Here is a 24,094-nt window from a genome sequence, read left to right as displayed (position 1 = left end):
CATGCCGGACAACGCCCAGAAGTACGTCGCCGCCATCGACCAGGGCACCACTTCGAGCCGCTGCATCATCTTCGACCGGAACGGCGCGATCGTCGCCGTGGACCAGCGTGAGCACCGCCAGATCTTCCCCAAGCCCGGCTGGGTCGAGCACGACGCGACCGAGATCTGGTCGAAGGTGCAGGCCGTGGTCGCCGGGGCGATCGCCAAGGCGGGCCTGCGCGCGGACCAGATCAGCGCGCTCGGCATCACCAACCAGCGCGAGACGACGGTCCTGTGGGACCGCGCCACGGGCAAGCCCGTACACAACGCGATCGTCTGGCAGGACACACGTACTTCGGCGCTCTGCAACGAGCTCGGCGGCACGGACGGGCAGGATCGTTTCCGTGAGCAGACCGGGCTACCGCTGGCCAGCTATTTCTCCGGTCCGAAGGCCGCCTGGCTGCTGGACAACGTGCCGGGGCTCAGGGCCCGTGCCGAGCGCGGCGAGATCGCCTTCGGCACGATCGACTCCTGGCTGATCTGGAACCTCACCGGCGGCACGGGCGGCGGACGGCACGTCACCGATGTCACCAACGCCGGGCGCACCATGCTGATGAACCTGGAGACTCTCCAGTGGGATGCCTCGATCCTCGCCGCGATGAACGTCCCGGAAGCGGTCCTTCCGGAGATCCGGTCCTCCGCCGAGGTGTACGGCACCGCCGTGGGCCAACTCGCGGGCGTCCCCGTCGCGTCGGCGCTCGGCGACCAGCAGGCGGCGGTGTTCGGGCAGGCCTGCTACGACGTGGGCACCGCGAAGAACACGTACGGCACCGGCAGTTTCCTGCTGCTCAACACCGGGAACCGGCCCGTCCCGTCGAAGAACGGACTGCTCACGACCATGGGGTACAAGATCGGCGGTGAGGCGCCGGTGTACTGCCTGGAGGGGTCGATCGCGATCACCGGCGCTCTCGTGCAGTGGTTCCGCGACCAGCTCGGCATCATCCGTACCGCCGACGAGATCGAGTCGCTGGCGGGGAGCGTCGACGACAACGGCGGAGCGTACATCGTGCCCGCGTTCTCGGGTCTGTTCGCCCCGTACTGGCGCTCCGACGCACGTGGCGTCATCACCGGGCTGACGCGGTACGTCACGAAGGCACATCTCGCGCGCGCGGTGCTGGAGGCGACGAGCTGGCAGACACGCGAGGTCGTGGACGCCATGTTCCAGGACTCGGGGGTGCACATCACGACCCTGAAGGTCGACGGCGGCATGACCAAGAACAATCTGCTGATGCAGCACCAGGCGGACGTCCTGGACGTGCCGGTGATCCGGCCGAAGGTCTCGGAGACGACCTGCCTGGGCGCCGCGTACGCGGCAGGGCTCGCGACCGGGGTGTGGGACGACCTCGACGAGCTGAAGTCGCACTGGCGGAAGGATGTCGAGTGGACGCCGGCCATGGAGGCCTCCGTCCGTGACCGCGAGTACCACAACTGGCGCAAGGCGGTGGAGAAGAGCTTCGGCTGGCACGACGACGACATGAACTGACCGACGCGGGACGAGACACAGGCCCACGCGCGCGTGCGGGTCGTTTCCCGTGGAACGGGTCCACGCGCGCGTGCCCATGAAGCCACGGCCCGTACCCCTGTCGGCGGGGGTACGGGCCGTGCCTCAGGTGGTGACGCTCCGGCGGTGCTCCGTCGCGTGGGTCATGGCGTGCCGGACGACGGAGACCAGGACGTCCTTGACCGAATCCCGCCGGCGCGCGTCGCACAGCACTACCGGCACGTCGGGGTCGAGGTCGAGGGCCTGGCGGACGGTCTCGGCCGGGTACTGTGCGGCCTCGTCGAAGCAGTTGACGCCGATCACGAACGGTATGGAGCGCCGCTCGAAGTAGTCGATGGCGGCGAAGCAGTCCTCCAGCCGACGCGTGTCGGCGAGGACCACGGCACCCAGGGCTCCGGAGGCGAGCTCGTCCCAGAGGAACCAGAAGCGGTCCTGCCCGGGGGTGCCGAACAGGTACAGCACAAGATCCTCGCGCAGGGTGATGCGCCCGAAGTCCATGGCGACAGTGGTGGTCGTCTTGTGCTCCACACCGCTGGTGTCGTCGACCGGGCGGCCCGCCTCGGTGAGCACCTCCTCGGTGCGCAGCGGCTTGATCTCGCTGACCGCGCCGACACAGGTCGTCTTGCCCACGCCGAAGCCACCGGCCACGAGGATCTTGAGTGTGACGGGCTCGACCGGGGGTTTGCCGCGCTCAGAGCGCCCGAGGATCATCGGTCTCTTCTCCTGCTGGATGGTTGTCGTGCGGTGGTGGGCCGTAGCCCCCGCCGCCCGGGGTTTCGATGACAAGTACGTCGCCGGGACCGGCATCCGCCGAATCACTTCCGCCGAGTTCCACGACTCCGCCGTCCGCGCGCTCCAGCCGGTTGGAGCCCAGGGCACCGGGGGCGACGGCGGCCATCCCGTAGGGCGGGATCCTACGGTGTCGCGAGGGGGTGGACACGGTCATCGGCTCGTGGAGGCTGATCGGGCGTACGGCCCCGGCACCACCGCCCCACCGTCCCGCGCCGCCGCCCGGCCGAACGGCGGACTCGTCGAGGTGAACGGGCAGCCGCCGCTCCGGGGCGCTGTGCACGCCGACGACGGCCACGGCGCGGATCCCGTCGCCGTACGCCTCGTGATCGGAGACGTCGAGGAGTTCCCGGACGTCAGCGACGTCCGCGTACCGCGCGGGGTTGTCGGAGAGGAGCTTGTGGATGAGCGGGCGGCCGCCCGGGGGCCGCGCGACGATGTCGGTGATGGGGCCGCCTCGGTCGACCCGGAACTGTCGGCCTGTCACTATCCACTCCGCTTCCGCGCTGCTCAGAGCGCCCGGAGGCCGTTGATCACATCGCGCAGAATGCTCTCGTCCACCAGCTCGGCAGGCGGTACGGGACGTGTGACGTGGACCAGTTCCTCGTCCACGAGGTCTCCCACGAGGACGCGGACCACTCCGACCGGCAGGTCCAGGTCGGCGGCCAGTTCGGCCACCGACTGGGGGTCTTCACGGCAGAGTTCGACGATGCGGACGTGTTCAGGGGAGAGGGAGTGGTCCTCCTCCGGGTCGTCGACGTGCGGTTCCGTGACGACCACGGCGATCAGGTCGAGGCGGTGCTGGATCGCGTGGTTCGTCCGGCCGCGTGTCATCGCGTACGGACGAACCACCGGTCCGGCCTCGTCGTCGAACCAGTGGCTTCTTCCCTGACCGTCTCGGCTCATGCCATCCCACTACCCGCCCTGGGGCACGTCGGTGCGCGGGGCGGAGCCCAGATGTACGCCGACCCGCTTCACCAGGAGGGTCATCTCGTACGCGACCTGGCCGATGTCGGCGTCGGCGTCGGCGAGGACGGCGAGGCAGCTGCCGTCACCGGCGGCCGTGACGAAGAGGAACGCCTCGTCGAGTTCGACGACGGTCTGCCGGACGCTGCCCGCCTCGAAGTGCCGGCCGACGCCCTTGGCGAGGCTGTGGAATCCGGAGGAGACGGCGGCCAGGTGCTCGCTGTCCTCTCTGGTGAGCTCCGCGGAGACACCCGTGGGCAGTCCGTCGCTGGAGAGCACGAGCGCCTTGCGGATGCTGGCGAGACGCTCCACCAGGTCGTCCAGGAGCCAGTTCAGCTCCCCGGACACGCCCGTAGCGTTGGGTCCTTGGGCCTTCGGTGCGGTCATCGACCGTCCCCCTCATTCGTTCCTCGTGGTGCTGAGACGTCCTGGGCGTCCTCGCCCTCGACGTTCTCCTCGCGGCCACGCTGCCAACCCCGTTGGAGCGAGGCCATACGGCTGCGTACCTCGTCGGCGTCGCGGTCGGCGGGGTCCTGGTGCCGCTCGGGGCGGGACCGCTCGCGTTCGGCACGCCGGTCGGGGCCGTCCTTCAACTGCGGTGCCAGGCTGGCCTGTCGGACGCGGCGGGGCAGCGGGCTCGGAGCCGATTCTGCCTGGTCGGTCGACGTGTCCGTGCGCGGGGTGGGTTCACCCACCGGGTACTGCGAGGTGGTCGGGGCCGTACCGCCGGACGGGCTCGTGCGTCGGCGCTGGGGCAGCACGGGAGCGTCGTTCCCGCCGGGGGGAAGGGCTCCGGCGCGGTGCGCGCCGGGGAGGAGAGCGGGTCCGGTGCGGTCGGCACCGGGGTGGGCCGACGGTTCGGCGCGTTCGCCGCGCAGGGCGGTGAACGGCCGTGTGTCCGCGGGCCCGTCCGCCCCCGTTTCGCGGCCCTGCGGACGCTCGTCGTCAGGGTGCCACGGCCCGGACCCCTTCACGGGGCGGCCGTGCGAGCTGACGAGATGCGGGGTCCGGCGCGGCGGCAGCGGTACGGGGCCGACCGTCGGATCGGGGTCGGTGAGAGGGACTTGCTGCCCTTCGCCGTCGTGCACCGGCTGTTGCTCGTCGGAGACTCCGGTGAGGGAGCGGCGCGGCCGGAACAGCTCGCCCCGTTCGCCGTCCTCGTCGTCGAGGGCGCCCGGAAAACCGGCGAGGGGGTCCCGGTCGACCGGCGCCTCCAGCTCCACCGGGCCGTCCAGGACGGCGGCGGAGAACCCCGGAAGCCGTACGGGGACCTGGGAGAGCGCCGCGTTGCGTTCCTCCTCCAACTCGGCCTCCCGGGTGGGGTGGGCGCGGTCGAGGCGGAAGCCGATGCCGTTGGTGTCGGGGATGTCGTCGGTGAGCAGGGCGTCGGGGATGAAGACCACGGCCGTGGTCCCGCCGTACGGCGACGGCTGGAGGGAGACCCGGACCTTCTGGCGCTGAGCGAGCCGGCTGACCACGAAGAGGCCGAGCCGGTCGGTGTCGGAGAGTTCGAAGTCGGGGGTCTCGGCGAGCTTGAGGTTGGCGTCGAGAAGCGCCTCGGCCGACATACCGAGGCCCCGGTCGTGGATCTCCAGGGTGAAGCCGTTGGCGACGCGCTCGCCCAGCACCTGCACGGCGGTGTGCGGGGGCGAGAACACCGTGGCGTTCTCCAGGAGTTCGGCCACGAGGTGGGTGAGGTCGGCGACCGCGGGGCCCGTCACGGCGACCCGGGGCAGCCGGCGGACCTCGATGCGCTCGTAGTCCTCGACCTCGGCGACGGCCGCGCGGACGACGTCCATGAGCTGGATGGGCTTGCGCCACTGCCGGGACGGGGCGGCGCCGGAGAGGATGACAAGGCCCTCGGCGTGCCGGCGCATGCGGGTGGTCAGGTGGTCCAGGCGGAACAGGTCGGCGAGTTCGTCGGTGTCCTCGGTCCGGCGTTCCATCGTGTCGAGGAGGGTGAGCTGCTTGTGGAGCAGCACCTGGCTGCGGCGGGCGAGGTTGACGAAGACCTCGGAGATGCCGCTGCGGAGTTCGGACTGCTTGACGGCGGCCTCGACGGCGGCCCGCTGGAGGGTGTTGAGAGCTTGGCTCACCTCCCCGATCTCGTTCTTGTCGTACTCCAGCCGGGGCACTTCGGTCTCCACGTCGACCTGTTCGCCCGCGGCGAGCCGGCGCATCACGCTGGGCAGCCGCACCCCGGCGGTCTCGTGGGCCTCCTGGCGGAGCCGGCGCAGGTCACGGATGAGGACCCGGCCGACGCGGACGGACATGAAGAGGGAGACGAGCAGGGCGAAGAGGCCGAGGACGCTGGCGACGGCGGCCTTGACGATGACGTTGGTGACCAGGGGGCGGACGCGGTCCTGATAGCGGTCGCCCGCCTCGACGCTGAGGTCGCGGAGGTCGGCGAGCACGGGCTCGACGGCGGCGTCCCAGCTCTTGGCGGTGACACCGCTGGGCTTGCCTGGGTCGGCGCCGATGACGGCCTGTTCGACCGAGCGCAGGGGCGCGGTGCTCGCGTTCTTCCAGTAGCGGTTGAAGCGGTCGCGCTCTGAGGCGGGCAGCAGCGGCAGGCTGATCTCGTACATCAGGGTGCGCTGGGCCACGAGATCGGAGAAGTCGCGGATCTCGTCCTGGGTGATGCGGTCCGCGACGAGCACGGAGCTGAGCAGGGCGTCCTCGCGGGAGAGGAGTTCACGAGAGCGGGCGACATTGAGCAGGGCGCGGCCCTGCTTGTCCATCTCCACGTTGTCGAGCGCGGGGAGGTTGGACAGGAGCGTGAAGCAGGGGTCGACGAGGCTGTTGTAGAGCTTGAGCGTCTCCGGCACGGTGACGGTACCGCTCTCCACGGTCGTGCGCAGGGCCGGCAGGGTGTCGAGGGCGTCCAGGATCGCCGTGAGCCGCAGGGAGGTGGCCTCGCCCATCTCGGCGCGCAGATCGGAGTCCCGGGCGTGCTCACGGAACTCGTCGACGGCCTCGTCGGTGGCGGACCGGCTGCGGTCGAGGGCGGTGAGCGCCTCGGAAGCCCGTGGGTCGGCCAGGTAGACGAGGGTCTGGCGGCGTTCCTGCTGGAGCACACGGATGGTGTCCTCGGTGGGGAAGCCGACCTCTTCGACGATGTCCGCCACCCTGAAGAGATCGCGCGCCTCACGGCCCGTCAGGACCGTGGCGAACGTCCACACACCGGTCAGAGCCACGAGGGGCACGAGCAGCAGCGCCACGATCTTCCGGCGGATCGATTTCCCGCGAAAGCGCATGGCCTCCCCCAGCTCGACCCCCGCCCGGCTCGGGGGTACGCATGTACGTCAACAAACGGCGTGAGCCTACTACCGACACACACGTATCTCGAAGGCCCGTCCGGACGCACACGCCACCCACAGCGAACCAGACATGGGGAGTTGTCCGTTCATTACGGGAGATTGCCTCCCGCTGTCGGGTACTTGAACCCATCGCATCCCGTCGGGGAAGTTGGCCGGTTGGCCGGATTTCTTCGTTCTGTGGGAATCTTCGGCGCACGTCGATCGTCTTTCTGTACGGGAAATGGCGGGCGGAATGGGCCACAGGCCCCGCATGCCGCTGCCAGGCGGCGTAAATCGGAGGAAGTCGGGCACCCGTGGGGGGCCGGGTCTGCGGATCCGGATGCCATTGGTCCACCGGCGGTGGGGAGTGACAAGTTGATGGGCACGGCGGAGCGGCGCAAAGCACCCGGGAGCGGTGCGGCGAGGGCCGAGGCGGCGCCGCGGGGCGCTCAGGCACCGGATCACGGCCTCCTGGCGGGTGGGGCTGTCGCGGTGGAAGAACGGAAGTTGTCCGCCGGTGGCGACGAAGAGCGGCTGCGTTACCGGCCGTTGTGGATCGAGGAGCCGGCGCGCAAGCGACGACTGCCCGATCCGGTGCGGACGGCGGCGGTGCGCGCGGTCATCATCACCGCGGTGACGCTGATCCAGGCGATGGTGGCGTTCCTGTGCACGCTCGCCGGTTCCTGGCTGGCGTTCCCCATGGTGCTGAGCAGCGTGGCGAGCACGGTCGCGGCCACCTGGGGCGTGCTGGACGTCTGGGTGACCCGCCAGGTGTGGAACCAGCGCAACGGCGTGGTGTCGGCCCCCAGCAGCTCGGCGCGGTCCCTGCGGCGCGAGCGGCGCCGGGTCCGCCGCGAGGCACGGACGGCGGAGCGTGCGCAGGAGCGGATACGTCGGCAGGGCGGGGCCGGGCAGCTGTCGCACCCGTAGGACGGCCGGGGCGGGCCATTACGGCGCCTGGCCTGCCCCCTTCCGGACGGCTCGTCAGCTCGTTGCCGGTCCATCCTGCTTGCCGCGCGGGGTGGTTCGCGTCCGGTCCGTGTGAAGGGGTGGCGAGGACGGCGCTCGTGCAGCCCCTCCGTTCGTGGACGGCGAGGGTGCCGCCCTCTGCTGGGGCGGCCTCGGTAATCGCAGCCTCGGCGACAGGGGCGGTGTCTCCGTCGTCGCGGTGCGTCCCGGCGAAGCGAATGTGGGCGCCGTACCGGTCGGACCGGGCGGAGGGCGCCGATCACGGGGTTTCGGCCATGCGTCCGGCGAGCGGGTTCCGTACGGCGACGCGTGGTTGCTCGGCGGCGAAGGCCAGCTGAGTGAGCGTGGGTGGCGCCGGGGTGGGCGACCTCTCCGAGACCGCCCACCTGCGGCAGGCAGGCGGTCCCCCAGCCGTCGTCCCAGGGCACGTCGTCATGTCGGGCGAGATGAGGCGCATGAGCCAGACGGCAGTCGGCGGGGGGAAGGACACGGCCGTCATGCCATTCGAGGCCGCTGTTGACATGGGCGTCGCCCGGGTCGGTGGCCGGCTCATCTCAGTCTGGCGACATCGGTGCCGGTGACGAGGCCGAGACCGACGCCGACGCCGCCCCGACGGCGCGACTCGGCGACCGCAGGAGTCACTTCGGCGACCGCAGGAGTCACTGCCTGGGGCCCCGAGATCGTCGCCGATCCGCTCCGACGGCCACCACCGCGCACCCGGTCAGCCTGTTCGCCAAGGGCCGTGCCGCCCCGGCATCACATGGGCCAGTGCACGTGGTCCGGCAAGGGTCGCGCGCGCGTGAAGGATGGTGTGCTGGTGCCCACCGGGCAGCACATCGGGATTCTCCAGGAGTGGCTGCTCCAGAGGCGAAAGGGCGGCACTCTCGGAGGTGCAGGCTTCTGACCAGGCGTGTTGACCGTCACATTTGGCCTCCTGTTTGGCATAGAACGCGGTCGTCCGGTTAGGTGCCCAGCCGCGAGGGCGCCTTCCGTACGGCGCTGACCAGGAGGAACGAGAGACATGCCTGAACTCTTCATCGGCGGAGCGTGGCGATCCGCGCTCGACGGGCGGACGCGTGAGATCCGCTGTCCCGCCGACGGCAGCCTGGTAGCGGTCGTCGACGAGGGCGGCGGCAAGGACACCGCGGAGGCGATCTCGGCCGCGCGGCGCGCCTTCGACGAGGGCCCCTGGCCCACCACCCCGCCCGCCGACCGCGGTGACCTGCTGCTCCGGGTCGCGGACCTCCTCCTACGCGACAAGGACGCGCTGGCCCGCGCCGAGTCCCTCGACACCGGCAAGCGGCTGGTGGAGAGCGAGTACGACATCGACGACATCGCGAACTGCTTCCGCTACTTCGGTCGGGCGGCCACCGCCGAGACAGGCCGGGTCGTCGACACCGGACAGGCGGGCGTGGACAGCCGGGTCGTGTACGAGCCGGTCGGCGTGTGCGCGCTGATCACCCCCTGGAACTACCCGCTCCTCCAGACGGCCTGGAAGGTCGCCCCGGCGCTCGCGGCCGGCAACACCTTCGTACTGAAGCCGAGCGAGCTGACCCCGCACACCGCGATCCATCTGATGCGCCTGCTGGAAGAGGCCGGGCTGCCGTCGGGCGTGGCCAACCTGGTCCTGGGCGCCGGCCCCGAGGCCGGTGCCCCGCTCGCCGACCACCCGGACGTGGATCTGGTCTCCTTCACCGGCGGTCTGCAGACCGGGCGCCGGCTGATGGCCACGGCCGCCGGGACGGTGAAGAAGGTCGCTCTGGAGCTGGGTGGCAAGAACCCGAACATCGTCTTCGCCGACGCCGACTTCGACACGGCCGTCGACATGGCGCTCACCGCGGTGTTCCTGCACTCGGGGCAGGTGTGTTCGGCGGGTGCCCGCCTGCTGGTGGAGGACTCGCTGCACGACCGGTTCGTCGACGAGGTCGTCCGCCGGGCGAAGGAGATCCGGCTCGGCGGCCCGTTCGACGAGCGGGCGCAGACCGGACCGCTGATCTCGGCGGCGCACCGGTCGAAGGTCGAGGAGTACGTCGCCCGGGGCATCGCGGAGGGCGCGGTGCTGCGCTGCGGGGGCGAGCGGCCGAGCGGCGACGCCGGCAACGCCGACAGCACCTATGACAAGGGCTTCTACTATCTGCCGACCGTCCTGGACGAGTGCACGAGCACGATGTCCGTGGTCCAGGACGAGTCGTTCGGGCCGGTGCTGACGGTGGAACGCTTCAGCAGCGAGGACGAGGCCGTGCGGCTGGCCAACGACACCGTCTACGGTCTGGCCGGCGCCGTATGGACGACGGACGAGGCCAGGGCCCGGCGGGTCGCGGCCCGGCTGCGGATCGGCACAGTGTGGATCAACGACTACCACCCGTATGTGCCGCAGGCCGAGTGGGGTGGCTTCAAGCAGTCCGGCTTCGGCCGCGAACTCGGGCCCTCGGGGCTCGCCGAGTACCGCGAGGCGAAGCACATCTGGCGCAACACCGACCCCTCACCCCAGGGCTGGTTCGCCTGACGCTCCCGGCCGCTTCGCCCCCTCCCTCTTGGCTCCCTTGGCTCCCTTGTGACAAAGGGCACATGAGGCGTAGTCATAACTCCTCCCTCCTCCCCATGGCCCACCAGGAGCCGCTCATGACGACGATCGAGCAACCGACCGGACCAAATAGCGCGAAGAACACATCCGACGACGCCGACCTCGCCGAGTTCGGCTACAAGCCCGAACTCAAGCGCACTCTCGGCAACTTCCACACCTTCGCCGCCGGGATCAGCTATATCTCGATCCTGACCGGCACCTTCCAACTGTTCTACTTCGGCTTCGCCAGCGGCGGTCCCGCCTACTGGTGGTCGTGGCCGATGGTGTTCGTCGGCCAGTTCATGGTCGCGCTCTGTTTCGCGGAGCTGGCGGCGCGCTACCCGGTCGCCGGCTCCGTCTACAACTGGTCGAAGAAGATAGGCAACCCGCACCTGGGCTGGCTCGCCGGCTGGATGATGCTGATCGCCTCGGTCGTGTCGATCGCGGCGGTCGCACTCGCCTACCAGCTGACGCTGCCCCAGATCTCCGACGTGTTCCAGATCGTCGGGGACGGCACCGGTACCTACGACGTGGCAACCAACGCGGTCATCCTGGCCGCGGTGTTGATCCTGTTCACCACCGTGGTGAACGCCTTTGGCGTCAAGCTGATGGCACAGGTCAACACGGCGGGCGTGTTCATCGAGCTGATCGCCACCGTCGTACTGATCGTGCTGTTCGCGGTGCACATCACACGCGGCCCGCAGGTGGTCATGGAGACGAACGGCACCGGGGCGGCCTACGGCAACGGGTACCTGGGCGCGTTTCTCGTGGCCTCGCTGGCGTCCGCGTACGTCATGTACGGCTTCGACACGGCCGCCTCGCTCGGCGAGGAGTCGCTGGACCCGACCCGGAACGCGCCGCGCGCGATCATCCGGGCGATCGTCGCCTCCTTCCTCCTCGGCGGCCTGATCCTGCTGCTGGCCCTCATGAGCGTCTCCAGCCTTAAGGGCGAGCAGCTGTCCACGGACGGGCTGCAGTACGTCGTGCTCAATGTGCTCGGCCCGACGGCCGGCAAGGCGATGCTGTGGTGCGTCCTGATCGCGGTCACCGTCTGTGCGCTGGCGGTTCACACCGCCGCGGTCCGGCTGGCGTTCGCGATGGCCCGCGACAACAACCTGCCCGCGTCCTCGAAGCTGGCCAAGATCCACCCGCGCTTCCAGACGCCGGTCCTGCCGACCGTGATCATCGGGGTCCTGGCCCTGTCGATCCTCGTGGTCAACATCCGCCAGCCGCAGATCTTCACCGTGGTGACCAGCATCGGCATCATCATGATCTACCTGGCCTACCTGGGGGTCACCGTGCCGATGCTGGTGGCGCGGCTGCGCGGCAAGTGGCAGCCCGCCGGTGACGGCAGGTTCTCGCTGGGCCGCTGGGGCATACCCGTCAACATCCTCGCCGTGGTGTGGGGCACGGGCATGACCCTCAACCTGATCTGGCCGCGGGCCTCGGTCTACAACGCGACCGCCCCGTTCCACTGGTACCTGCAGTGGGGCGCGGTGCTCTTCGTCGGGGTCATCGCCGGCGGCGGCTTCGCCTACTACTGGTTCATCCAGCGGCACCGGACGGGCGTGCTCGCCGAGCACGCGGTGGCCGTCGAGGCCGGCACCACCCCGCCGGCGCCTGCCGCGTCGCCCGTCGCCTCCCCGGCGGCCGACTGAGCACCGGCTCCCGAGAACCCGACGCGGCACAGCGGCACTGCGTCACAGCAGCGAAGCGGCGAAGCACCCCCGCAAGGCAGCAAGGCAGCAACACAAGGAGGTCAACTCCCCATGAAACCAGAAGAGTTCGACTATGTCGTGGTCGGCGGCGGCACCGCGGGAAACGTGGTCGCGGCCCGGCTCTCCGAAGATCCGTCGGTCACGGTGTGCGTACTGGAGGCGGGACCCAGTGACGTCGGTGACGACGACGTCCTGAAGCTGGAACGCTGGATGGGCCTGCTGGACTCCGGCTACGACTGGGACTACCCGGTCGAGCCGCAGGCCAGCGGCAACAGCTTCATGCGGCACGCCCGGGCGAAGGTCCTCGGCGGCTGCTCGTCCCACAACTCCTGTATCGCCTTCTGGGCACCGGCGGAGGACCTCGACGACTGGGCGGCCGCGGGCTGTACGGGCTGGTCCGCGGCCGACCTCTTCCCGCTCTACCAGCGCCTGGAGACCAACGACGCGCCCGGCGACCACCACGGCCGCACGGGCCCGGTGAAGCTGCGCACGCTGAAGAGCGAGGACCCGTGCGGCAACGCCCTGCTGGAGGCGTGCGCACAGGCCGGCATCCCCACGACGCCCTTCAACACGGGCACGACGGTCGTCCGGGGCGCCAACTGGTTCCAGATCAACTCCGACGAGAACAACATCCGGCAGTCCTCCTCGGTGGCGTATCTGCACCCGATCCTGGGCAAGCGGCCGAACCTGGAGGTGCGGACCGGGGTCCGCGCCAAGAGACTGGTGCTCGACGGGCGGCGCTGCGTCGGCGCCGAGTACCTGGATCCCGACCTGATCCGCACCCGGACGGTTCGCGCCCGGCGTGAGGTCATCGTCTCCTGCGGCGCGATCGACACCCCGAAGCTCCTGATGCTCTCGGGCATCGGCCCCGCCGAACAACTGCGCGAAGTGGGCGTGGACGTGGTCGTGGACTCGGCGGGCGTCGGCGAGAACCTCCAGGATCATCCCGAGGGCGTCATCATGTGGGAGGCCGCCCAGCCGATGACCACCACGTCCAGCCAGTGGTGGGAGGCGGGCGTCTTCTACGACACCGAACCGGGCCTCGACCGGCCCGACCTGATGTTCCATTACGGGTCAGTCCCGTTCGACATGAACACGACCCGGCATGGATATCCCACGTCCGAGAACGCGTTCTGTCTGACGCCGAACGTGACGCGGGCCAGGTCCCGGGGCACCGTGCGGTTGCGCACCCGGGACTACCGGGACAAGCCGAAGGTCGACCCGCGCTACTTCACCCACGAGCACGACGTGCGGGTGATGACGTACGGTCTCCGGCTCGCCCGGCGGATCGCTTCGCAGCCCGCGCTGAGCGGTTGGGCGGGCGCCGAACTGGCTCCGGGCCCGGACGTCCGCTCCGACGAGGAGCTGCTCGACTACATCCACAAGACCCACAACACCGTCTACCACCCGGCCTGCACCGTGAAGATGGGCGCCGACGACGATCCCTCGGCCCCGCTGGACGCGCGGCTGCGGGTCAAGGGGATCGAGGGGCTGCGGGTGGCGGACGGGTCGGTGATGCCGGATCTGGTGACCGTGAATCCGTGCATCACGACGATGATGATCGGCGAGAAGTGTGCGGATCTTTTGAAGGCGGACGCCTAAAGAGCGGGGCGGCGGATGCGGCGGGTGCTTTAGGACATAGGGCGGCTGCGGGTCGGTTGTGCTTGAGCGCGCAGTTCCCCGCGCCCCTCAAGGGGCGGTTGTCGGCGGCCTCTTGTACATCCTTGTCGCGGTGATCTCGCTGTGTCCCACTTCCCCCGCCTGGGGCTGCTGCGGCAGTCCCGGGCGGAGGTGTTCCTCCACGCGGATGTACTTGAGGCCCGCTCGCAGGTCGGCGTCGTTGCGCAGGCGGATGACCAGCGGGAACTCCGCCAAGGCCGTCGTGTCGAACAGGCCGGTGGTGTAGAGGAGCTGGACGCCGAGCGCGTCCGACACGGCCCGCTGCAGCTCCAGCAGGTATGTCGCGTTGGCGCGGCCGATGGGGTTGTCGAGGAACAGGGTGCCCGCGTGGCGGTGCTTGTCCCGGCCCCGGTCGTTGGAGCGCAGCGCGGCCATCGTGCAGTAGAGCGCGATGGCGGCGGTGAGCAGCTGGCCGCCGGAGAAGACGTCGCCCATCTGGCCGACCGGTACGCGCTCGGCTCGCAGCACCGCGTCCGGCTTGAGGATCTCCACGGCGATGCCCTTCGGCTGGAGCGCCGCGCTGACCCCCCTCAGCAGCAGGGACATGCCGTCACGGCGCATGTCGGAGTTCTTCTTCACCGCCGCGCGGGTCGCCTCGTCGACGACCTCGCCGAGCCGCTCGGCGAGGGTCGCCTGGTCGGGTTCCTCGAAGCGGATGCGCAGGAACTCCTGGCCGGACCACTCCCCCAGTCCCTCGGGGAGCCTGGACAGCCGCTGGGCGGAGCGCAGGGTCGCGAGGGCCGACTCCACGAGCCCTCTGAGCCGGTCGACGATCGAGTCCCGGTTGCGTTCCAGCTGAGCCAACTCGTCGGTGAGGACCCGGAGTCGGGGGGCGAAGGCGTCCGCCCACTTCTGGGCGTGCTCGGGGAGCGTGGAGGCGGGCAGCTCGCGGATCTGCTGGCGGGCCGGCGTACGGACCTGCTCGTAGCGGGTGGAGTTGGCGTGGCGTACGAGGATGTCACTGGCCTCGCGTACGGCACCCTCGGCGGCGGAGAGGTCGGCGGCGCAGCCGCGCAGGGAGCGGCGGGCCTCGGCGGCGGCCTGGCGAGCCTCTTCGGGACCGCCGGGGTAGGGCTCGGGCTCCTCCTGGTCGTCGTCCGTGGAGTGGTCGCGCAGGAGGTCCCGGAGCAGGGCGGCGGTCTCGTCGAAGCCGCCGGCCGCGTCCTCGGCGGCGCGGTGGGACTCCAGCAGCTCGGCGTGGGCCTCGCGGGCCTGGGTCAACGCCTCGGTGCGGGCGGCGAGTTCGGAGGTGGCGGTGCGCAGCAGCGCCTGGGCGTGTTCGGCGTCGCGCGGCAGCAGTTCCTCGGGCAGCTCGGTGTGCGCCTCGCCGTCCTCGGGGGCGTGTCGCTCGGCCTCGCCGCGCAGCCGCCCGAGCTGCTCGCTGGCGGTGGACACCCGGGTTTCGAGGAGCTGGACGAGTTCCTCGGCGCGGGCGGCCGCCGCCTGCCGGGACGGGCCGTCGGACCCGTCGGGCGATTGCAGAAGCTGCTCGGCGCGGTTGCGCACCTTGTTGGTCAACCGGTCGAGTTCGGCGATCGCGGAGCTCTCGTCGCTCTCGGCCCGCGCCTGTTCGGCGCGCAGATCGGCGCCGACGCCGACCTTCTCGTACAGCTGGGAGGCGGCACGGTAGGCCTCGCGGAGGGCGGCGAGGGGCTGCTTCGGCGCGTCGGCGTCCGGCTCGGGTACGTCGTCGGGGGCGCCCGCGATCTCCGCGCGCTCGGCGCGCAGGGCGCGGGCCGTGCGGCGGGCGTCGTCGGCGGCGCGCTGGGTGGCGCGGCGGTCCTCGTCGGCGGCACGGGCCCGCTCCAGACAGGACTGGGCACGGGCCTCGGACTCCATGGCCTCGTCGGCGAGTTCGCGGAGTCTGACCTGCCAGCCGGCGCGCTCGCGCAACCGGTAGGCGAGGCCGGCGAGGGCGTCGGCGGCACGGCGGGCCTTCTGCGCGGCCTCCTGCCGCACGTCCCGTACCTGGGTCGCCTCGGCGGCCGTCTCCTCGGTCTCCGCCCGCACGGTCCGGGCCTCGGCGAGCTCCGCCTCGGACTCCTCGGCGAACGCCCGGGTCTCCTGCGCGGCCGTGGCGAGCTCCGTGAGCCGCCCGGCCGGACAGCCCGTCCGCCAGGAGGCCAGCCGTGCCGCGAGCTCCCGGTCCTTGCCGAGCCGGGCCGCCAAGTCCCGGATCTCCTCGTCCCGCTCGGTCGCCCGCGCGCGCAGCGCCTGCCGCTCCTCGTCGGCGGCGTGCTCGTCGTGCATGGCCGGGTTCGGCGGTACGAGGAATACGCCGCTGTCTTGCGAGTCGACCGGCGGGGTCGGTGCGAGGAGGGCCGCGGCCGTACCGACGGCGACGGCGGACCTCGGCAGGAGTGCCGCGTCGTTCAGCGCCTCGCGGGCCCGGGCGTGCGAGGCCGGGTCGGTGATGATGACACCGTCGACCAGCTCCGGACGTGCGGCCAGCACGCGCGCGTGGTCGGCGGGGTCCACGGCCTGGGCGAGGTAGCGCCAGCCGGGGAGGGCCGGGATGCCGTGCTCGCCGAGGAACTCGACGGTCGCCAGGACGTCCGGCCCCGGCGGCAGCAGCCCGCCGTCGCCGAGGGCGCCGAGAATGCGGGAGTCGTCGGCCGCGGCGGTGCGCAGCTCGAAGAGGTGCCGCTCGGCGGACGAGACGTTCTCTTCGAGCAGTTCGCGCAGTTCGTCGGCGAAGCGGTCCAGCTCCTCAGGGGTGAGGGAATCTTCGGCCGAGGCGCGGGCGACGTCGGCGCCACCGGACGCCGGACGGGAGCCCTCGGCCTCGCCGCCGCCCCGGCGGGGCACGGGCACCGCGGACCGCGCCCCGCCGGCGGTACCCGGCAGGCTCAGCAGCTCCGCCAGCCGCTCGTCCCCCGCCAGGCCCTCCGCCGTGCGCCGCTCACCGTCGTACGCGTGTTCGGCGGCGACGGCTGCGTCCGCCGCGCGGGCGGCCGTCAGTTCGGCGCGGGACTCGGCGGAGGCCGCCTCCCGGGCGTGCTCGGAGGCGCGGCGTGAGGCGTCGCGCGCGGTGTCCCAGGCGGCGACGGCGGACTTCTCGGCGTCGCTGGCGGCGAGGGCCGCCCGGGCCGGATCGGCATCGGGCGCGCTGTCGTCGAGCCAGCCCGCTCGGACGGCCTCGGCGGTCTCCTGTTCGACCTCGCTGAGCCGCTGCTTCAGGTGCCCGATCTCACTGCGGGCACGCTGTGCCTCGGTGGCGGCGGCCGTCGAGTCCCGGTGGGCGGCCTCGCCGACCTCCTGCAGGGCGGCCGACCGCTCCTCACCCTCGTTCGCCAGGTTCTCGGCGCTCTCGGCTGCGCCGTGCAGGGCGCGTACGAGGTCGACGGCGGCCTTGGCGCGGGCTGCGAGCGCCGGGGCGGCGTCCCGTTCGGCCTCCTGGATCGCGGCGGCCACGCGGGCGACCCGGTCGGCGGCGGCCCGGTTCCTGAGCACGGCCTCGGCGGCCTGCCAGGCGGAGTGCAGGGTGCGCGCGTCGGCCAGCTCCCGCTTCTGCGCGGCGGCCGACTTCTCGGCGGCGGCCAGCGCCAGCGAGGCGTGCCGGTAGGCGAGTTCGGCCGCGATGAGCGCGCTGCGGTCGCGAGAGGCCTCGGCGTGGGTGACCGCGTACGCGGCGGCGGTCACCCGCTGGGCGAGATCGGTGCCCCGCAGCCGCTCCCGGGTGGCCCGCGCCGACAGCCGCCGGGCGAGGCCTCGGGTCCGCCGCTCGGCACCGGTGTGGATGTCGCGCGCCCGTGCCCGTCCCTCGGCGGCGTCGACGATCCGTCCGAGCAGGTCCACCGACCCGGCTGTGAAGTCCCGCTCGGCGATCAGCTCCGCCCGCCGGCCGAGCTTGTTGCCGAATCCGCCGACGAGGTCGGCGAGTCCGTCGGTGTCGCGTGTGTCGGTGACGGCCCGCAGCAGCAGATCGGTGAAGTCGGAGTCCTTCTTCACCGCGAACAGGCCGGCGGCCTCGCCCTCGTCCGCGTTCATCTCCCGCTGGTATCGGAAGAGTTCGGGGTCGAGGCCGAGCTCCGTCAGATGCTCGTTCCAGCGGTCGTGGATCTCTTCCCAGTGCACTTCGAGGTGCGGATACGCCTTGCCCGCCTCGGTGAGGGCGTCCCGGAAGCCCTTCATGGTCCGCCGCCGCCCGTGGGCTCCCGACGCGCCCTCGACGGGCGGCCGTACGGCGGTGGACTCGGCGACGGGCAGATTGTCCAGGCTCAGCCCAGGTCCGGGCCGGAACGAGTACCAGGCTTCGGCGAACTTCCGTGGATCGTTGGAGACCTGCCGCCCGCGCCACTCGCTCGCCTTGCCGACGACCACGCACTCACCGGTCAGCGTGTGCTGCCACTCCAGCGCGACATGCCCGCAGTCGTCCGCCAGCAGGAACTTCCGCAGCACACCCGAACTGGCACCGCCCAGCGTGTTCCGGTGGCCCGGCAGCATCACCGAGAAGATCAGCTTGAGCAGGACCGACTTGCCGCCGCCGTTCTCCAGGAAGAGCACGCCCGCCGGCGCGGGCCGACGCGGCGGCCCGGTCGGCTCCTCCTCGAAGAACTCCGCCTGCTGCGGCGCGGGGTCGGGCACGGGCGCGCCCACACCTCTGAGGTCCAGCACGGTGTCGGCGTAGCGCGCACCGGCCGGCCCGATGGAGTAGAGGCGGACCCGGGACAGCTCGTACATGGCGGGGGACTTTCGCGGTCGTAACGGTGTTCGTGCGGTGCGGTTGTTGTGCGGACGTGCGGTCCATTGGTCTATCGGCCTTGCGGCCTGCGGTCCTGCGGTCCTGCGGTGCGTTCGTACGGTGGTCTGTGGGGTCAGGAGTGGAACGGCAGCCCGGCGTCGGCCACCAGCTCCAGATCGTCGGTGTCATCGGCGGGCAGCAGTGTGGCCGTGCCGTCGGTGACGGGGACGACGCCCAGTTCCAGCAGCTCGGCCATGGCGGCACTGCCCGCCATGTCCCGGACCTGGAGCTGGTAACGAGCCGTCGTCCGGTATGTGCCGCCGTTGTCGTCGCCCGTGCGCTGGAGGAATCCCGAGTCGGTCAGGAAGCCGACCGCCTTGCCGATGATGCCGGTGGTCGACCCCGCGAGGCGGCGGGCGTCCTTGGTGGCTCCGGTGGAACTGCGTCTCGCCCAGATCCGCCAGGCCGCCTCCAGGCCCGGCGCGTCGCTCGCCGGGTCGGTGTTCTCCCCCTGCGCCTCGGCCCGCTCCTCCAGCCGCCGGCAGGCCTGCCGTACGAAGGCGTCGACCCCGTTGACCGAGACGCGCCCGATGTACCCGTCGTCCGCGAGATCCTCCGGGCGCGGAAACGCCATCGCGGCGACCGCCAGGTGCGCCAGTCCGTGCAGGAACCGGTCCATCGAGTCGGCGGAGGTCCGTCGCGCGTAGTCGCCCATCCGCACGGCGAACACGGAGTCCTCGGCCGCCGCCACCGCCATCCCGGCCCGCGGCGACACTTCCAGCACCACCAGCCCGAGCCCGGCGGCCACGGCATCGGCCAGCCGCGCGAACGCCGGGTCCTCCCGGTACCGCCGCAGCAACTCCCCGTACTCCTGGTCACGGGCGGGCTGAAGCTTGGGCTGTAGGCCGAAGGCGACAAGCCGAGCCGCGTCAGCGGCGTCGGCAGGAGTGAGGGCGGCGGCCGCAGGCGGGGCAGCGGTTTCCGGCTCACTCCACTCGACGTGCTCACTCACGGCGAAAACTCCTTGGTCTGATGGACGGAGGGTCGGGCAGCTCCGTCAGGGGCGCGGGGAACTGCGCGACCAGCCACACACAAGGTGCGGACGAACAAATACCGGCAGCTCGACGGCGCTCTCATGCCGCCTCCCTGTCCGCCGCCATCCCGACCGCGTCCAGCAGTGCCGTCCCCACGATCAGATCGGCCCCACCGAACTCCGGATCGTCCAGCTCCGTCCCGTCGTCCACGGCGAACAGCAGCTTCTCCTCCCCCTGCCGATAAGCCGTACCGACCGGCGGACTCGCCGCGTGCACAGCCAACAGGGCGACCAGGTAAGGCAGTTCGGGATCCAGCCGCCGCGCGTCCGCCAACAGCCCCGACAACCGCCGAGGCGCGTCCGCGGGCAGCTCCAACAGCTCCATCGCCGCGCCCAACTGCTCCTCACTGAACCGGCTGTCGTCGGGCGTGGCGATCAGATCCGGCTCCGGCATCTCCGCACCGAGGTGCTCCCGCTCCACCGGCGGTGTGAAGAGCAGATCGACGAGATCCCCCACCCGTACGGACCCGGGCGTCCGCAGCCCGGTCCCGCGGGCGAAGAACGCGTCGGTCACCCGCCGCGCCTGCTCCGCGGGCAGCGGCAGCAGGGGGGCGATCAGATGCCCGTAGAGGTCTGTGCCGGACGTCGTCATGGGTGTGGCGAAGGCCTGCCGGTCCTGTTCCGCGCGGAACAGCGGTCCGGCCTCCAGCAGCCGGGACTGAAGCAGTGTGTGGCGCCGGATGCAGTCCTTGACGATGTCGACGAGCTCGGCGGCGCGCCGCTTCTGCTCGGGGTCCTCGGACTCGTCGCGGGCCTTGCGGATGTTCGTGAGGATCGCGTTCTCGTGGCGGTAGCGGTCGGCGACGTGGTCGAGTGCCTCGGCGATCATGTCGGGCACGGTCTGGAGCCAGTCGACCGCGCGGACGTTGCGCCGCGTGGCGTCCAGGGCTCTGCGGAGCGTCTCCGAGTACTGCACGGTCCGGTACCGCGCCTGCTCCGCGGCGAGCTGCGCGTCGGCGAGCCGGCCCCGGCTGATCAGCACCTCCAGCTTGACCTCGGCGGCGATCTGGGCACTGGTGACGTCGGTGTCGAGGGCACCGACAAGGACGTTGACGGCCTCGTCGGTCGTGCGGAGGTACACGCCGCCGCCGTAGCCGGGGACCTCCTCGATGAGCTTGAAGTCGTAGTCGCGGCGCACATACGTGCCGTCGGACGCGAACGTGCCGTATACGGCACGGAAGCCGCGGTCGACGCTGCCGACGTTGATCAGGTTCTCCAGGACCCAGCGGGCCACCCGCTCGTGCTCCTCGACGGGCCGCCGAGGGGCCTGGGCGGCGATGCGCGGGATGAGCCGGGCGACGATCTGGTCGTGGTCCGCGCCCGTGTCGAAGTCCATGTTCAGTGTGACCAGGTCGATGGCGGCGAGGGCGACCTCGGCCATGCCGTACACCGAGTACTCGCCCGCGAGGTTCGCCTTGCGCGCGTCCAGGTCGTGCAGCGGCGCGGTGCAGGCGAGCGCGCGCAGCCGCCGCGCCAGTCCCTCGTCGGCGGCCGGCCCCGGCGCGGGGCGCGACCCCGCGCTGAACTGGGGCGGAACACTGTCCGTCGGTGCGGGTGAAGTCACGGTGCACAGACTAGGTGCTGGGTCTGACAACCGGCGAAACGTGCGCGCTCCGCTCGGAAGAGCCGGAGGTCCAAGGCACTTCTGCAGCCCCGCGCCCCTTACGGGGCGCCGCCCTCCACCCTTCGTCCATAGACCGCGATCAGACCCTGAAGCGAGTCGTCCAGGTACGCGGCCAGCATCTGTTCCGCCTTGTCGCGCTCGCCCGTCTGAAGCGTCTGGAGGATCAGTAGGTTTCGCGCCAGATAGGGCTCGTACAACTTGCGTGGATTGTCCACCACATGGAACGCGAGCCGGAGTTCGGCGAAGACGCTGCGCATGAACTCGTCTGTGCGGGCGCTGCCGGCGAGGGCGACGAGTTCGCGGTGGAAGTGGATGTTGGCGGTGGACACGCCTTTCCAGTCACCTTCGCGGGCCTTCCGCTGCCCCTCCGCGACGGCTTCGGCGAGACCGTCGAGGCCGTACGGCGGCGCTCCGAGCCCGCGTACGACGGCGCACTCGACGAGGCGGCGGGTCCGGTAGATGTCCTCGACGTCCTCGACGGTGAGCACGCGCACGAAGACGCCGCGGTTGAGCTCGTGCACGAGGAGCCGTTCGTGGGTGAGCAGGCGGAACGACTCGCGGAGGGTGTTGCGGGACACCCCGAGGGCGCCGCCGATGCTGTCCTCGGACAGCCGTGTGCCTGGCGGGAAGAAGCCCTCGGCGATGCGGCTCCGGAGGATGTCCGAGACCCGTTCGGCGGTGCTGGTGCGCCCGAGGAGGGCCCGGTCGTCGGCGAGTCCGGTCAGTTCGGCGGCCATGCCCGGAATTCAACCGCAGATACGAGAACGAAACAACACAGGTATTGAAGGATCGTTCAACGATCCTCTACCTTGCTGGACAGGAGCCTCCGCTCACCTCCCGGCGCCGGCCGCTCCCGCACGGCACCACCGCACCACCGCACCACCGCATGGCACGGCACGGCACGGCACGGCTCAGTCCTCACCCACTCCCCCGTCCCTCATTGCGAGGTGCCCATGAGCACGCCCCCTCCCTCCCCCGCCCCGACCTCCACCACCGAACCCGGCCCGGGCGAACCGGCCCCCGACGACGGCGCGTTCGCCTGGCTGCGCGCCCTCGGCCCGCGTGGCCGCCGCGCCTTCGGCGGCGCGTTCGGCGGCTATGCGCTCGACTCGTACGACTACTTCACGCTGCCGCTGAGCATGGTCGCGCTCACGGCCTATTTCGGCCTGGACAACGGCCAGACCGGGCTGTTCACCACGGTCACCCTGGTCGTCTCGGCGATCGGCGGCGCCGGCGCGGGGGTGCTCGCGGACCGGATCGGGCGCGTGAAGGCACTGATGATCACCGTGATCACCTACGCGGTCTTCACCGTGGCCTGCGGCTTCGCGCCCAACTACGAGACCCTGCTGGTCTTCCGCGCCCTTCAGGGGCTGGGCTTCGGCGGCGAGTGGGCGGTCGGCGCGATCCTGGTCGCCGAGTACGCGAGTGCCAAGCACCGGGGGCGTACGCTCGGCGCGGTCCAGAGCTCCTGGGCCGTCGGCTGGGGACTGGCCGTGATCGTCTACACGACGGTCTTCTCCTTCCTCGACGACGACCTCGCCTGGCGCGTGATGTTCTGGACCGGTGCGCTGCCCGCACTGCTCGTCATCTGGGTGCGCCGCTCGGTCGAGGACGCTCCGGAGGCGGCGGCCGCGCGTGAGAAGAGCGCCGAGAAGGGCTCGTTCGCCGCGATCTTCCGCCGGGGTACGGCCACGGCTCCCGGTCTGCTGCGCACCACGGTCTTCGCAGTGCTGCTCTCCACCGGTGTCCAGGGCGGCTACTACACGCTGGCGACCTGGGTACCCACGTATCTGAAGACGGAGCGCGGTCTGTCGGTCGTCGGAACCGGCGGCTACCTCACGTTCCTGATCTCCGGGGCCTTCATCGGCTACCTCACCGGCGGCTATCTCACCGACCGGCTGGGCCGTCGGCGGAACATCTGGCTCTTCGCGGTCCTCTCGGCGCTGTGCATCCTGGCGTACGCGAACATTCCCAGTGGCGCCGACACCCTCCTCCTGGTGCTCGGTTTCCCGCTCGGGTTCTGCATGTCGGCGATCTTCAGCGGCTTCGGCTCGTTCCTCAGCGAGCTGTACCCGGCCGCCGTCCGGGGCACCGGGCAGGGCTTCACGTACAACACCGGGCGCGCGGTGGGCGCCATCTTCCCCACCACGGTCGGTTTCCTGGCCGACAGCTGGGGCGTGGGCGGCGCGCTGGTCTTCGGCGCGATCGGCTACGGCCTGGCGGCGGTGGCGCTGCTCGGACTTCCGGAGACTCGTGGAAAGGAACTCGTGTGAATCACGCGACCGCTCACGACCGCCCCCTGACCCTCGTCGACCCGCACGCGCACGCGTGGACCCCCGACGAGGCGCGCGCCCGGTTCCGTTCCGGCGTCTCGGGTCCCACCGCCGGGGTCGCGGCCGGGCACACCCAGGCGAACCTGATCTCGGTGCCCGCCGACTGGGCGTACGACATGCTGCTGTTCTGCCAGCGCAACCCCAAGCCGTGTCCTGTGCTCGACGTCACGGACGCCGGTGCGTGGACGACTCCGCTCGCTCAGGGCGCGGACCTGCGGACCGATCTGCCGCGCTACCGGGTCTGGGAGCACGGCGAGTTGGTGGCCGAGCCGACGGACGTGGTCGACGTCTGGCGGGAGGACCTGGTGTCGTTCCTGATCGGGTGCAGCTTCACCTTCGAGTGGGCGCTCACCGAGGCGGGCGTCCCGATGCGCCACATCGAGCAGGGCCGCAACGTCTCCATGTACGTCACCGGCCGCCAGTGCCGCCCCGCCGGGCGGGTGCGCGGTCCGATGGTGGTGTCGATGCGCCCGGTGCCGCCCGAGCACCTGGCCGCCGCGATCCGGGAGAGCAGCCTGCTCCCGGCCGTGCACGGCGGCCCGGTGCACTGCGGTGAGGCGGCGGGCCTCGGCATCGCGGACCTGTCCCGCCCGGACTTCGGCGATCCGGTGGACGCCGAGCCGGACGACATCCCGGTGTTCTGGGCCTGCGGGGTGACACCCCAGGCCGCGGTGATGGCCTCACGGCCGCCGTTCGCGATCACCCACGCACCGGGCCAGATGTTCCTGACCGACGCCCGCGACGAGCGGTACCGCGTGCTCTGACGGGCACGTCGACGGCAGCCGGCCGGCGGCACGTCAGCGGACACAACGGGTGGAAACACCCATGGGACATCC

General features: G+C 71.2%; 15 protein-coding genes and 1 pseudogene. 7 read left to right on the top strand and 9 right to left on the bottom strand.

What is annotated here, in order from left to right; genetic code table 11:
• The first annotated feature begins 1 nt into the window (after nt 1).
• The gene (gene glpK / locus I8N67_RS00910) at nt 2–1,522 is read left to right on the top strand and encodes a glycerol kinase GlpK (RefSeq protein WP_200300598.1); all 1,521 of its coding nucleotides are present in this window, start codon (nt 2–4) and stop codon (nt 1,520–1,522) included.
• Between the two features lie 123 nt (nt 1,523–1,645).
• On the opposite strand, the gene I8N67_RS00905 is transcribed toward glpK, so the two are convergent.
• The 5 genes and pseudogenes from I8N67_RS00905 to I8N67_RS00885 all read right to left on the bottom strand — a co-directional run bounded on the left by I8N67_RS00905 (nt 1,646) and on the right by I8N67_RS00885 (nt 6,552).
• The gene (locus I8N67_RS00905; RefSeq protein ID WP_200300597.1) at nt 1,646–2,251 is read right to left on the bottom strand and encodes a GTP-binding protein; all 606 of its coding nucleotides are present in this window, start codon (nt 2,249–2,251) and stop codon (nt 1,646–1,648) included.
• A pseudogene (locus I8N67_RS00900) lies at nt 2,232–2,666 on the bottom strand (hydantoinase B/oxoprolinase family protein); the annotation flags it as partial. The pseudogene I8N67_RS00900 and the gene I8N67_RS00905, both read right to left, overlap by 20 nt.
• 173 nt (nt 2,667–2,839) lie before the next feature.
• Nucleotides 2,840–3,235, bottom strand: a complete 396-nt coding sequence (locus I8N67_RS00895) for a DUF742 domain-containing protein (protein ID WP_200300596.1) — start codon at nt 3,233–3,235, stop codon at nt 2,840–2,842.
• A 9-nt stretch (nt 3,236–3,244) separates the two neighbouring features.
• Complete coding sequence (locus tag I8N67_RS00890) at nt 3,245–3,682, bottom strand: roadblock/LC7 domain-containing protein (RefSeq protein ID WP_200300595.1); 438 nt, start codon at nt 3,680–3,682, stop codon at nt 3,245–3,247.
• On the bottom strand, nt 3,679–6,552 hold the full coding sequence (locus I8N67_RS00885; RefSeq protein ID WP_200300594.1) for a nitrate- and nitrite sensing domain-containing protein: 2,874 nt from the start codon (nt 6,550–6,552) through the stop codon (nt 3,679–3,681). Before I8N67_RS00885 ends, I8N67_RS00890 begins: the two co-directional genes overlap by 4 nt.
• 420 nt (nt 6,553–6,972) lie before the next feature.
• On the opposite strand from I8N67_RS00885, the gene I8N67_RS00880 reads away from it, so the two are divergent.
• From I8N67_RS00880 to I8N67_RS00865, 4 genes are all read left to right on the top strand, one after another.
• Nucleotides 6,973–7,524 carry a hypothetical protein gene (locus I8N67_RS00880; RefSeq protein ID WP_200300593.1) on the top strand — a complete coding sequence of 184 codons (552 nt, stop codon included), beginning with the start codon at nt 6,973–6,975 and terminating at the stop codon, nt 7,522–7,524.
• A 1,060-nt stretch (nt 7,525–8,584) separates the two neighbouring features.
• Nucleotides 8,585–10,069 (top strand): aldehyde dehydrogenase family protein, encoded by a 1,485-nt coding sequence (locus tag I8N67_RS00875; RefSeq protein WP_200300592.1) that lies wholly within the window; start codon nt 8,585–8,587, stop codon nt 10,067–10,069.
• Between the two features lie 116 nt (nt 10,070–10,185).
• The gene (locus I8N67_RS00870) at nt 10,186–11,784 is read left to right on the top strand and encodes an APC family permease (RefSeq protein ID WP_200300617.1); all 1,599 of its coding nucleotides are present in this window, start codon (nt 10,186–10,188) and stop codon (nt 11,782–11,784) included.
• Between the two features lie 111 nt (nt 11,785–11,895).
• Nucleotides 11,896–13,446: a GMC family oxidoreductase gene (locus tag I8N67_RS00865; RefSeq protein WP_200300591.1), complete on the top strand. Its 1,551-nt coding sequence runs from the start codon at nt 11,896–11,898 to the stop codon at nt 13,444–13,446.
• A gap of 87 nt (nt 13,447–13,533) precedes the next feature.
• Here I8N67_RS00865 and I8N67_RS00860 read toward each other — a convergent pair whose 3' ends face one another.
• From I8N67_RS00860 to I8N67_RS00845, 4 genes are all read right to left on the bottom strand, one after another.
• Nucleotides 13,534–18,207 carry a hypothetical protein gene (locus I8N67_RS00860; protein ID WP_200300590.1) on the bottom strand — a complete coding sequence of 1,558 codons (4,674 nt, stop codon included), beginning with the start codon at nt 18,205–18,207 and terminating at the stop codon, nt 13,534–13,536.
• Between the two features lie 134 nt (nt 18,208–18,341).
• A complete protein-coding gene (locus tag I8N67_RS00855; protein WP_200300589.1) occupies nt 18,342–19,220 on the bottom strand; it encodes a hypothetical protein in 879 nt (292 codons plus the stop codon).
• 121 nt (nt 19,221–19,341) lie between these two features.
• On the bottom strand, nt 19,342–20,865 hold the full coding sequence (locus I8N67_RS00850; RefSeq protein WP_200300588.1) for a hypothetical protein: 1,524 nt from the start codon (nt 20,863–20,865) through the stop codon (nt 19,342–19,344).
• Nucleotides 20,866–20,963: 98 nt separating this feature from the next.
• The gene (locus tag I8N67_RS00845) at nt 20,964–21,662 is read right to left on the bottom strand and encodes a GntR family transcriptional regulator (RefSeq protein ID WP_200300587.1); all 699 of its coding nucleotides are present in this window, start codon (nt 21,660–21,662) and stop codon (nt 20,964–20,966) included.
• Between the two features lie 216 nt (nt 21,663–21,878).
• On the opposite strand from I8N67_RS00845, the gene I8N67_RS00840 reads away from it, so the two are divergent.
• Both I8N67_RS00840 and I8N67_RS00835 read left to right on the top strand, forming a co-directional pair.
• On the top strand, nt 21,879–23,198 hold the full coding sequence (locus tag I8N67_RS00840) for an MFS transporter (protein WP_200300586.1): 1,320 nt from the start codon (nt 21,879–21,881) through the stop codon (nt 23,196–23,198).
• Entirely contained in the window at nt 23,195–24,022 is an 828-nt protein-coding gene (locus tag I8N67_RS00835; RefSeq protein ID WP_200300585.1) for a putative hydro-lyase, read from the top strand. Before I8N67_RS00840 ends, I8N67_RS00835 begins: the two co-directional genes overlap by 4 nt.
• Nucleotides 24,023–24,094: the final 72 nt, after the last annotated feature.

The organism is Streptomyces adelaidensis (assembly GCF_016598475.1).
Lineage (GTDB): Bacteria > Actinomycetota > Actinomycetes > Streptomycetales > Streptomycetaceae > Streptomyces > Streptomyces adelaidensis.
Note: the sequence above shows the minus strand (reverse complement) of the source record. Positions and strands in the feature narration are given on the sequence as shown.

Bases quoted from the DNA above. Each gene is read 5' to 3' on its own strand.
- glpK (WP_200300598.1), top strand. From the start codon at position 2: ATGCCGGACAACGCCCAGAAGTACGTCGCCGCCATCGACCAGGGCACC.
- I8N67_RS00905 (WP_200300597.1), bottom strand. From the start codon at position 2,251: ATGATCCTCGGGCGCTCTGAGCGCGGCAAACCCCCGGTCGAGCCCGTC.
- I8N67_RS00895 (WP_200300596.1), bottom strand. From the start codon at position 3,235: ATGAGCCGAGACGGTCAGGGAAGAAGCCACTGGTTCGACGACGAGGCC.
- I8N67_RS00890 (WP_200300595.1), bottom strand. From the start codon at position 3,682: ATGACCGCACCGAAGGCCCAAGGACCCAACGCTACGGGCGTGTCCGGG.
- I8N67_RS00885 (WP_200300594.1), bottom strand. From the start codon at position 6,552: ATGCGCTTTCGCGGGAAATCGATCCGCCGGAAGATCGTGGCGCTGCTG.
- I8N67_RS00880 (WP_200300593.1), top strand. From the start codon at position 6,973: ATGGGCACGGCGGAGCGGCGCAAAGCACCCGGGAGCGGTGCGGCGAGG.
- I8N67_RS00875 (WP_200300592.1), top strand. From the start codon at position 8,585: ATGCCTGAACTCTTCATCGGCGGAGCGTGGCGATCCGCGCTCGACGGG.
- I8N67_RS00870 (WP_200300617.1), top strand. From the start codon at position 10,186: ATGACGACGATCGAGCAACCGACCGGACCAAATAGCGCGAAGAACACA.
- I8N67_RS00865 (WP_200300591.1), top strand. From the start codon at position 11,896: ATGAAACCAGAAGAGTTCGACTATGTCGTGGTCGGCGGCGGCACCGCG.
- I8N67_RS00860 (WP_200300590.1), bottom strand. From the start codon at position 18,207: ATGTACGAGCTGTCCCGGGTCCGCCTCTACTCCATCGGGCCGGCCGGT.
- I8N67_RS00845 (WP_200300587.1), bottom strand. From the start codon at position 21,662: ATGGCCGCCGAACTGACCGGACTCGCCGACGACCGGGCCCTCCTCGGG.
- I8N67_RS00840 (WP_200300586.1), top strand. From the start codon at position 21,879: ATGAGCACGCCCCCTCCCTCCCCCGCCCCGACCTCCACCACCGAACCC.